Origin of the sequence: Mycobacterium zoologicum (assembly GCF_020181635.2) — a bacterium.
In the GTDB taxonomy this organism is placed as follows: Bacteria; Actinomycetota; Actinomycetes; order Mycobacteriales; family Mycobacteriaceae; genus Mycobacterium; species Mycobacterium zoologicum.
The window spans coordinates 116,378-125,894 of the sequence record NZ_JAYJJS010000013.1 but is presented as its reverse complement, the minus strand read 5'-3'; the positions used below and the strand labels follow the sequence as shown (position 1 = coordinate 125,894).

12 protein-coding genes are annotated in these 9,517 nt (G+C 67.6%); 5 read left to right on the top strand and 7 right to left on the bottom strand.

Going from position 1 to position 9,517, the window contains the following annotated elements; translation table 11 throughout:
• Window positions 1-1,065 (top strand): IS1380 family transposase (locus K6T84_RS12765; RefSeq protein ID WP_329786687.1); only part of this gene is annotated, 1,065 nt, incomplete at its 5' end.
• Window positions 1,066-1,359: 294 nt separating this feature from the next.
• Complete coding sequence (locus tag K6T84_RS12760) at window positions 1,360-1,551, top strand: hypothetical protein (RefSeq protein ID WP_224865441.1); 192 nt, start codon at window positions 1,360-1,362, stop codon at window positions 1,549-1,551.
• On the opposite strand, the gene K6T84_RS12755 is transcribed toward K6T84_RS12760, so the two are convergent.
• Complete coding sequence (locus tag K6T84_RS12755) at window positions 1,546-2,028, bottom strand: MarR family winged helix-turn-helix transcriptional regulator (protein ID WP_225401998.1); 483 nt, start codon at window positions 2,026-2,028, stop codon at window positions 1,546-1,548. The two genes, K6T84_RS12760 and K6T84_RS12755, sit on opposite strands and share 6 nt — an antisense overlap.
• Window positions 2,029-2,125: 97 nt before the next feature.
• Here K6T84_RS12755 and K6T84_RS12750 point away from each other — a divergent pair, with 97 nt between their 5' ends.
• Window positions 2,126-2,749, top strand: coding sequence for an NADPH-dependent F420 reductase (locus K6T84_RS12750; protein WP_225401855.1), 624 nt, complete (start codon window positions 2,126-2,128; stop codon window positions 2,747-2,749).
• A gap of 236 nt (window positions 2,750-2,985) precedes the next feature.
• Complete coding sequence (locus tag K6T84_RS12745; RefSeq protein ID WP_225401854.1) at window positions 2,986-3,687, top strand: phosphoribosyltransferase; 702 nt, start codon at window positions 2,986-2,988, stop codon at window positions 3,685-3,687.
• Here K6T84_RS12745 and K6T84_RS12740 read toward each other — a convergent pair.
• Both K6T84_RS12740 and wag31 read right to left on the bottom strand, forming a co-directional pair.
• Complete coding sequence (locus tag K6T84_RS12740; protein WP_225401853.1) at window positions 3,684-4,112, bottom strand: hypothetical protein; 429 nt, start codon at window positions 4,110-4,112, stop codon at window positions 3,684-3,686. The two genes, K6T84_RS12745 and K6T84_RS12740, sit on opposite strands and share 4 nt — an antisense overlap.
• 62 nt (window positions 4,113-4,174) lie before the next feature.
• The gene (wag31, locus tag K6T84_RS12735) at window positions 4,175-4,996 is read right to left on the bottom strand and encodes a DivIVA-like cell division protein Wag31 (RefSeq protein WP_224865437.1); all 822 of its coding nucleotides are present in this window, start codon (window positions 4,994-4,996) and stop codon (window positions 4,175-4,177) included.
• A 454-nt stretch (window positions 4,997-5,450) separates the two neighbouring features.
• Between wag31 and K6T84_RS12730 the strand changes: the two genes are divergently transcribed.
• A complete protein-coding gene (locus K6T84_RS12730) occupies window positions 5,451-6,227 on the top strand; it encodes a DUF2249 domain-containing protein (protein WP_225401852.1) in 777 nt (258 codons plus the stop codon).
• Window positions 6,228-6,259: 32 nt separating this feature from the next.
• Here the strand turns inward: K6T84_RS12730 and K6T84_RS12725 are convergent, their stop codons facing one another.
• The 4 genes from K6T84_RS12725 to ftsZ form a co-directional block, all read right to left on the bottom strand.
• Window positions 6,260-6,550 carry a YggT family protein gene (locus tag K6T84_RS12725; RefSeq protein ID WP_224865435.1) on the bottom strand — a complete coding sequence of 97 codons (291 nt, stop codon included), beginning with the start codon at window positions 6,548-6,550 and terminating at the stop codon, window positions 6,260-6,262.
• A 69-nt stretch (window positions 6,551-6,619) separates the two neighbouring features.
• Window positions 6,620-7,276, bottom strand: a complete 657-nt coding sequence (locus K6T84_RS12720) for a cell division protein SepF (RefSeq protein ID WP_225401851.1) — start codon at window positions 7,274-7,276, stop codon at window positions 6,620-6,622.
• A 155-nt stretch (window positions 7,277-7,431) separates the two neighbouring features.
• On the bottom strand, window positions 7,432-8,148 hold the full coding sequence (gene pgeF, locus K6T84_RS12715) for a peptidoglycan editing factor PgeF (RefSeq protein WP_329786686.1): 717 nt from the start codon (window positions 8,146-8,148) through the stop codon (window positions 7,432-7,434).
• The gene (gene ftsZ, locus K6T84_RS12710; RefSeq protein WP_224865432.1) at window positions 8,149-9,309 is read right to left on the bottom strand and encodes a cell division protein FtsZ; all 1,161 of its coding nucleotides are present in this window, start codon (window positions 9,307-9,309) and stop codon (window positions 8,149-8,151) included.
• Between the last annotated feature and the right edge of the window lie 208 nt (window positions 9,310-9,517).

Below are 9,517 nucleotides of genomic sequence, written 5' to 3'. Positions count from 1 at the left end.
TGGGCGGCGAGGGCCAGCGCGCGGGCCGCGGTGTGGCAGGCCGGCGCCGCGCCTGGCAGCGAGGGCTGGCTGCACATCGACGTCGATGCCACGCTGACCCTGGACCACTCCGACAACAAGGTCGGCGCCGCCTGCACCTGGAAGAAGACGTTCGGCTATCACCCGCTGCTGGCGTTTTTGGACCGCCCCGAGATCTCCGGCGGGGAAGCCCTGGCCGGGATGCTGCGCAACGGCAACGCCGGCTCCAACACCGCCTCTGACCACATCATCTTGCTGGACCGGGCCTTGGCAGCGCTGCCCGCGCGGTGGCGACCTGACCCTGCCCATCCCAGCGAGGCGAGCACACCCCGGGTCCTGATCCGCAGTGACACCGCCGGAGCCACCCACGGCTTCGCTGATGCCTGCCGAGCCGCGGCAGTGGGGTTTTCCTTCGGCTACCCCGTTGATGCGCGGGTGCAAGACGCCGTGGACACCCTCAACCTTGGTGATTGCTGGTACCCGGCGATCGACACCGCTGGTGGCATCCGTGAGGGCGCCTGGGTCGCCGAAGCCACCGACCTGGTCAACCTTGCCTCCTGGCCACCGGGAACCCGGCTGATCCTGCGCAAAGAACGACCCCACCCGGGAGCGCAGTTGCGGTTCACCGACGCCGACGGCATGCGCGTCACCGCGTTCATCACCGACACCGAACCCGGCGCCATCGCCGGCCAAGTCGCCGGTCTGGAGTTGCGGCACCGTCAGCACGCCCGCGTCGAAGACCGCATCCGTGAACTCAAAGCCACCGGGCTACGCAACCTGCCGTGCCACTCTTTTTGGGCCAATGCCGCCTGGCTAGAAGTCGCGCTGGCCGCCGCTGACCTGGTCACCTGGGCCAAACTCATCGGCTTCGGCGACCAACCCGGCCTGGCCCGCGCCGAAATCGCCACATTCCGCTACCGAGTCCTGCACGTCGCAGCCCGCATCACCCGCTCAGCCCGCCAACTGCGACTGCGCATCGACACCACCTGGCGTTGGGCCAGCGCCATCGCCACCGCCTGGCAACGCATCCGCTCAGCCTTCACCTAACCGGCTGACCTCACCAGCCCCATCGACGACGAAAGGCCAACGGCCCCAAAGGACGCCCGCCCAACCCGGCGACACGGGCCGACCGGCCACGCCCACCACGCAAAACCACCACCGGACAACACAATCCAGCACCAGACCCGGCCCACATCAAGTCCTACGAAAAATCGAGGCTCGTGTGTCGCGATCGCACTCGGGTCCGGTATTCGCCGAGCGCTTGGGCCACAACCCAATCACGCTAACTACCCGCGCACCCCCGCACCGACTGATCTGTCCGGAACGTGGTTCGACCACTATGTGCACTTCGACGGCGACACGATCGAGAACGGGATGGCGGCGCACCTGCCGCGGGTCGCCGCCGAGTCCACCGAGTTGCCCTATGGCAGCACGATCCGGCTGACCACCGCGGAAACCACCGGCGACACCGCTGGGCGCGAGTCCGCGCTGACGGTTCCACCGCCCCATCATCTATGGCCGTACCGGCTATGACGGCTCGTCTTCGGCGAGGGCGTCGTCATCTTCAGCCAGACGGTGCAGGATTCGTTCGCTGAGGGCGGCCAGCATGCCGAGCTCAGCCGGGGTGAGCAGGTCGACGAAGTTCCGGCGGACGTCCGCCACGTGCCCCGGCGCGGCCTTCTCGATGGCGGCACGGCCTGCCGGCATCAGCCGGACCATGGTGCTGCGGGCGTCATCGGGGTTGGGCTCTCGACTGATCAGACCGTCCTTCTGCATGCGCCGCACCTGGTGGGAGACACGACTTTTCTCCCAGTCCAACATGTTGCACAGCGCGTGGGCCGGCATGCGCTCCCCATCGTGACCGGAGAGCACCGCCAGAATCTCGTAGTCGGCGCCGGAAAGGCCCGATACCTGTAGGCCCCGATTCAGGTGCGCGACGAGCTTCTGGTGCGCGTGTATGAACGCCCGCCAGGCGCGGTCCTCACGAGGGCTCAGCCATTTCGGTTCCATATGCACTCACACCTCCTGCATTTGTTGACGTATCAACCAATTAGATTTAAGGTTGAATCGTCAACCTTTTCCATCCTAAGTCAAGACAGGACACATCATGAGCAACATCAGCATCATCGGCACCGGGAACATGGCCCGCGCCATCGGCGAGCTGGCCGTAGCAGGCGGCAACACCGTCGAAATCATCGGCCGCGATCAGACCAAGGCCGCCGACCTGGCCAAAGCGCTCAGCGGCCGCACAACGACGGGAAGGTTCGGCGCAGTCCCGGCCGGAGACATCGTCATCGCAGCCCTGTTGTACACCAATGTCGTTCCGGTCGTTGCCCATTACGGCGAAGCCCTCGCGGGCAAGGTCATCGTCGATATCAGCAACCCCTTCAATTCCACGGCCGACGGGTTGGCCATCCCCGAGGACACCTCGATCGCGCAGGAAGTCGCCAAGACGGCCCCAGTCAGCGCCAGTGTGGTGAAGGCGTTCAACACCATCTTCGGCGTTGTCCTATCCCAGGGCCGGCCGCTCGACGTCTTCATCGCAGGCGACGACGCGCGCGCCAAGGCGGCCGTGGCGGAGTTCATCGAGACCCTCGATCTGCGCCCGCTCGACGTCGGCGATTTGAACATGGCGCACTGGCTGGAAGGAACGGGCCTGGTCGTGATGGGTCTGGCCCGCCACGGGGTCGGACACTTCGACTTCGCCCTCGGCGCCACCACTGCCGCCTGAATCGCAGCACCGCCGGTCCAAACCCTGAACGGATAGGGGTGTCGTACGCCCAATTGGTGGTTGATGCATCACCGAAAGGATCGTCATGAAGCCGAGGACCTTGGCTACGACACGCTGTGGGTCGGCGATCGTCTGGTCACGCCTGTCGATATGCACAGCACCTAGCCCGGCTTCTGACCACCGATTGATCGAGCTCAATCGCCGAGGTCGCGATCAGACGTAGGCTCGATGGGGAGATGACTCGACCTGGCCTGCACCCCCGCACGTCGGCGCCCGCGTTCCTCGACCGCAGCGACGCCGGACGGCGACTGGCCGAGTGCCTGTCCGAATACTTGCCCGATTTGAAAGACACCGCCACCCTCGTGCTGGGCCTGGCGCGCGGCGGAGTTCCGGTCGGTTGGGAGGTCGCCGCGACGCTGCGGGCGCCGCTGGACGTGTTCATGGTCCGCAAGCTAGGCGTGCCGAGGTGGCCGGAGCTGGCGATGGGCGCACTGGCCGGCGGCGGACATGTCGTGGTGAACAACGACGTCGTCGCCGACCTGCGGATCAGCGACGAGGAGCTGCGCTCGGCGATCGAATGCGAACAGGCCGAGTTGCACCGGCGGGAGGTCGCCTATCGGGGCGGACGGCCCGCCGCCGAGCTGCACGGTCGGGTGGTGATCATCGTCGACGACGGCATCGCCACCGGTGCGAGCATGCTGGTGGCGGTGCGGGCGGTGCAGGCAACCGAACCCGCCGCGACCGTGGTGGCCGTGCCGGTAGGCCCGCAGTCCGCCTGCCGCAAGCTCGCCCAGGAGGCCGACGACGTGGTGTGCGCGACGACGCCCACGGCATTCGACACCGTCGGACGCCATTACCGCGATTTTCACCAGATCAGCGACGACGAGGTCCGTAACCTACTGGCCACCCCGCCCCCGCCGGGCCTGCCGCTGGATTAGTCGGCGGAGTCGACTTCGAAGCCCCCACCGATGGCCTCGCCGAGCGTGGCCGGGACGGCCTCCTCCTCGGAGGTCTCCGCCGCAACGGCGACCTCGTCGGCGGCGTCTGCGTCATCAAGGGCCCCGGGGGTGCCGTCGGCGGCGGTGTCGACGGCAGCGACCGCCTCGTCGGCCTCAACGGCAACGTCGACATCGTCGTCGTCATCGACGGCTGCGGGCGCTTCGGCAGTGCCGGCGGCCACCGCCCCGGCAGCCACCCCGGCTGCCTGACGGCGACGCTCCCGCAACGCATCGACGATCAACAGCAGCACACCCAGCAAGCTCGCGCCGATACACACCCACGCCACCAGTGCATTACTGGTAACCACGGCAAATACCAACGCAGCTAGTCCGATAGCGGCCAATACCAACGCGATGATCAGCATCGATTCACCTCCCCGACCAGCACACTACCCGCGATCACCGCTCGGGGATCTGATTTATGCCCTTAGTTGGTGCCGCGATTGAAATGGTTGAACCCGCCGCCGTCGCCGGCCGCACTGGTGTCGACCGGCGCCGCCGAGCCCCGCTGGCCCAACTCCTCAAGCTGGGATTCCAGATAGGTCTTGAGCCTGGTGCGGTATTCGCGCTCAAAGGTCCGCAGCTGCTCCAGCCGGCCCTCCAACACGGTGCGCTGCTGGTTGATGGTGCCCATGATCTCCGAATGCTTGCGCTCTGCGTCCGCCTGCAGCGCGTCGGCCTTCTCCTGGGCCTGACGCAACTGGGTCTCCGAGCGGGTCTGGGCGTCGGTCAGCATGGCATCTGCGCGCTGGCGAGCCTCGGCCACGGTGGTCTCCGCGGTGTGGCGGGCCTCGCTGACGATCTGGTCGGCGTTGGCGCGGGCGTCGGCCATCAGCTTCTCGGACTCGGCACGCGCGGTGCCCGTCAACCGGTCCGCGGTGTCCTGCGCCAGGCTCAGCACGCGCGCCGCCTTGAGGTGCTGATCATCGGTCGACGGCTCCGAGGCCGACGGCGGCGCCACTGCGGCGACCGGCGCCGACGGCGGCGCCACCGGCTCGGGGGCGGGCTCGTAGACCGGGATCGGGGGCTGCTGCTGTTGCTGAGCCGCGCCGCCGGCCCGGGCCGCAGCCAGGTCCTGGTCGAGCTCACTGACCCGCTGGCGCAGGTCGGCGTTCTCCTCGATGAGCCGAGTCAGCTCCGTCTCCACCAGGTCGAGGAACGCGTCGACCTCGTCCTCGTTGTAGCCGCGCTTGCCGATCGGCGGTTTACTGAATGCGACGTTGTGCACGTCGGCAGGTGTTAGTGGCATCTGCTGCCCCCTCAAGTCAGGTAGGTAGTACCGATCGCACAACAGTACGTCGACCGGGAATAACGTTAGCCGTGTCGTAACTGCCGTCCATCCTGTCACATCAGACGCGGGTGCCCGGCAATGAGAATGATATTAAGAGCGAATTTCAAAATGACGCCACCGAAATCACGTTGTGGCAAACATCGACCGTGACGACGATCACCGAATCGTCGCCGGTAAGGGCGCACACCCGCCGTCCAAGCCGGCTCACGACGTACCGGCGCAATATTCGGCCGGCTCGTCGTCACGGGATAGGCCGACGACGCGGCAGCAAAGTGCCCCCGGCGCCCACTCCACCCGACCCGCCACCGCGGCGGACGAAGCCGTATTATTCACAAGCGTTAGCCGTATTTATTGAACGCCCGCCGGCCGGCGCGCCGCCGCAGGGAACCACCAACCGGAAGGACACCCCAGGATGACAACCAACGATGTGGTCATGGCGACCAGCGCGGCGGACTCGACAGCGGTCGAAGACGTGCGCTCCCGCTACGCCGAGCTGCTCGGTCGGCAGGCGGCACTGGGTGCGGCGGTGTTCACCGCCATCGGCTCGGCCGGCCCTGCCTTCGACGACGCCCACCGTGCGGTGCAGGAGTTCATCGAGACCGGCCTACGGCCGCAACTGCGTGCCGCGGTCGAGCTGATCTACCCCGCGTCGGTGCGGGTCGAGCGGGCTCGGCTGCTGATCGAGGGGCTGCTCGGCGAGACCCAGCTGATCGAGCAGGCCGCAGCGCGAGTCGCCCGCGACACCGACCGGGTGCAGATCGCCGCGCACACCGAAGCGCTGCGGGTGCTGCTGGAGGCGTTGTTCGGCAAGATCGCCGACCTGCTGCTGCCCGCCCTGGCCGAGACCAGCGGGGTGTCGCTGGCCGACCTGGCCGGCCAGCTGCCCGGCATCGGCTCGCCGGCGTCGCAGCAGGCACAGGCCGCGCACGACCACGGCGGGTGCACCTGCGGTGAAGAGGACGAGGCGATGCCCGAGCTCGATGTGCGCGAGATTCCGCACGCGATCCGGCACGCCACGGTGTTCGGTGCCTTCGATGCCGTCCCGGTCGGCGGTTCGCTGATGCTGGTGGCGCCGCACGACCCGATTCCACTGTTGCACCAGCTCGCCGAGCGCAGCGGTGGCCGGATCGCGGTCGGCTACGAAGAGCGCGGGCCGGAGGCCTGGCGACTGCGCCTGACCCGGGTCTGACCCGGCAGGCGGCGCCTCTCAAGCGGTGTCTTTCAAGCGGCGTGCTGCAGCGCCATCTCCATACCGACGAACGCGATCAGTAACAGCACCATGATCGACAGATCGATGCGCACCGCACCGATCGTGAGCTGAGGTATGAGGCGGCGCAGCAGCAACACCGGCGGATCGGTGATGCTCATGATCAGCTCCAGGATCACCACGGTGATGCCAGTCGGATGCCAGTCCCGGCTGAACGAGCGGATGAACTCGATGACGATCCGGGCGATCAGCAGCAGCCAGAAGAGAAACAGGGCGACACCGAGAATGGTGAAGAACAGCGCCAACGGAATTCGACCTTACTGACGAGGGTGTGTCCGCATCAGCATCGCTGACCGGTACGGCCGTGGACCAGCCTACCGATACGCGTAGAAGCCGGTCTCGGCGATGCGGCGGCGCTCCTCGGGAGAGACGTCGACGTCGGCCGGCGAGAGCAGGAAGACCTTGGTCGCGACCTTGTCGAACGACCCGCGCAGAGCGAACGCCAGGCCGGCGGCGAAGTCGACGAGCCGCTTGGCGTCGGCGTTGTCCATAGACACCAGATCCATGATCACCGGGGTGCCGTCGCGGAACCGCTCACCGATGGTGCGGGCCTCGCTGTAGTCCTTGGGCCGCAGCGTGGTGATCTTCGACAGCGGGCTGCTCTCGTCGAACATCTGCGCCATGCGGCGCGGGTCCATGGCCAGGGCGCCGCGGGTCGACCCCCCGCCACGCAGGGAGGAGAAGCGGGAGCGCTCGAATTCGCGGGGACGCTCGAATTCGCGGCCGCGGTAACGGCCCTCGTCCTCGTAGCCGCCCCGGTAGCCGCCCGGGGCGTCGTCGTAGTCGCGGTCCTCGAAGCGGTCGTCGTAGCGACCCTCCCCGCGGCCGGCCGCTCGGTCGAACACGTCCTCGGAGAACCGCTCGCCCCGGGGCGCGTACTCGCGCGAGTCGCCGTCGTCGTAGTAGTCGTCGTCGTAGTCCTCCATTGGAGCCATCCCGAAGTAGGCCTTGACCTTGTGGAGTGTGCTCATCCTATGGACCCTTCTAGGCTGATGACCGTGATAAAGGTGTGACTGAAGTGACTAGTAATGGTGACGGTAACGGCCGCGGGCTCGTTGACTCGGCACCGACACGCGGACAGACGCAGTCGTTTTCACCGGTCGCGTCGGCGTAAACGACCGTCGGCTCATTCCAGCCACACCAGCGAGGCGAGCCGGCCGGTGCGCCCGTCCCGTCGATGACTGAACAGCTTCGGGTCGGCGGCCGTGCAGCGCGGATCGACGTCGATGGCCTGCACCCCCAACCCCGTTAGCTGCCGGGCGATTCCGGCGCGCAGATCCAGACCCGGCGTGCCGCCCGAGGTCTGGGTGCGACTGCCCGGCAGTGCCGCCTCGACCTCCTCGGCCATCGCCGCCGGCACCTCGTAGTGCAGCCCGCTGACCGCCGGGCCCAGCAGCACCGAGATGTCGCCGGCGTGCGCACCCGCGGTCAGCATCGCCTCCAGCGTTCGAACCACCACGCCGTTCTGGGCGCCGACCCGGCCGGCGTGTACCGCCGCGATCACCCCGGCACGCGAATCGGCCATCAGCACCGGAACGCAGTCGGCGGTCACCACCACCATCGCCAGCCGGGGCACCGTGGTGACCAGAGCGTCGACGCCCTGCTCACCGCCGACGACGCCGGCCTGCGGACCGTCTACCACCGCGACGCGGTCGCTGTGCACCTGGTTCATCCAGACCAGGCGGTCGGGACCCAGACCGGTGGCCTTGGCCAGCCGTGATCTGTTGGCCGCCACCGCTATTGGGTCGTCGCCGACGTGATCACCGAGGTTGAAACTGTCGAACGGAGCCTTCGACACCCCACCGGTGCGGGTGGTCGTCACCCGCCGGACACGAAAGGCCATCTAGTGGCGCATGAACGGCGGGACGTCGACGTCGTCGTCGTCATCGCCGTCGTCACGGCCTCCGCCGACGCTGACCGTGGCACCGTTGGTGGGCGCGGGCATGCTGACCGCTTCGACCGGGTCGAACAGCGAAGAGGTGACCTTGCCGGCCTGGCCAGGGGCCATCGCGTGCCGAGCCTGGCCGGGCGCGCTGGTCACCGGCTTGCGGCCCGAACCGACCGAGTCGAAGCCCGCCGCGATCACCGTCACCCGCACCTCGTCGCCGAGCGAGTCGTCGATCACAGTGCCGAAGATGATGTTGGCCTCGGGGTGCGCCGCCTCCTGGACCAGCGAGGCGGCCTCGTTGATCTCGAACAGGCCCAGGTCGCTGCCGCCGGCAACCGACATCAGCACGCCCTGGGCCCCCTCCATCGATGCCTCCAGCAGCGGCGAGTTGATCGCCACCTCGGCGGCCTTGAGGGCCCGGCCGTCGCCGCGCGCCGACCCGATGCCCATCAGAGCGGTGCCCGCACCGCTCATGATGCCCTTGACGTCGGCAAAGTCGACGTTGATCAGGCCCGGGGTGGTGATCAGGTCGGTGATGCCCTGGACACCGTTGAGCAGCACCTCATCGGCGCTGCGGAACGCGTCCATCAGCGAGACCTCGGCGTCGCCCATCTGCAGGAGCCGGTCGTTGGGGATCACGATCAGGGTGTCGCAGCTCTCCCGCAACGAGTTGATGCCGTTCTCGGCCTGGTTGCTGCGCCGCTTGCCCTCGAAGGAGAACGGCCGGGTGACCACGCCGACGGTCAACGCACCGAGCTTGCGCGCGATGGTCGCGACCACCGGGGCACCACCTGTCCCGGTGCCGCCGCCCTCGCCGGCGGTGACGAATACCATGTCGGCGCCGCGCAGCAGCTCCTCGATCTCGTCCTTGGCGTCTTCGGCGGCGCGCCGTCCGACTTCGGGGTCGGCGCCGGCGCCGAGGCCGCGCGTGGAGTCACGGCCGACGTCGAGCTTGACGTCGGCGTCGCTCATCAGCAGAGCCTGCGCATCGGTGTTGATCGCGATGAACTCAACGCCCTTGAGGCCCTGCTCGATCATCCGGTTGACGGCATTGACGCCGCCACCACCGATACCCACGACTTTGATGACGGCCAGATAGTTGTGCGGTGGGGTCATCGTTCGTCTTCCTCCCTGGTGGGATTGGATTCCTCTCTGGGGTCAAGTCCTGCCACGCAAGCCCCTGGCAAACCCTCAACCTCAACCATAGGCTTAGAGTTATGTCAAGTTGTTCCGCGCAACCGCCACAGTAGGGCCGCCGTCACCGTGGTCGGCGCCGACGCGCCGAGACATGCCCGCGAATTTTCCGGGAGCCGATAGCTGCTGT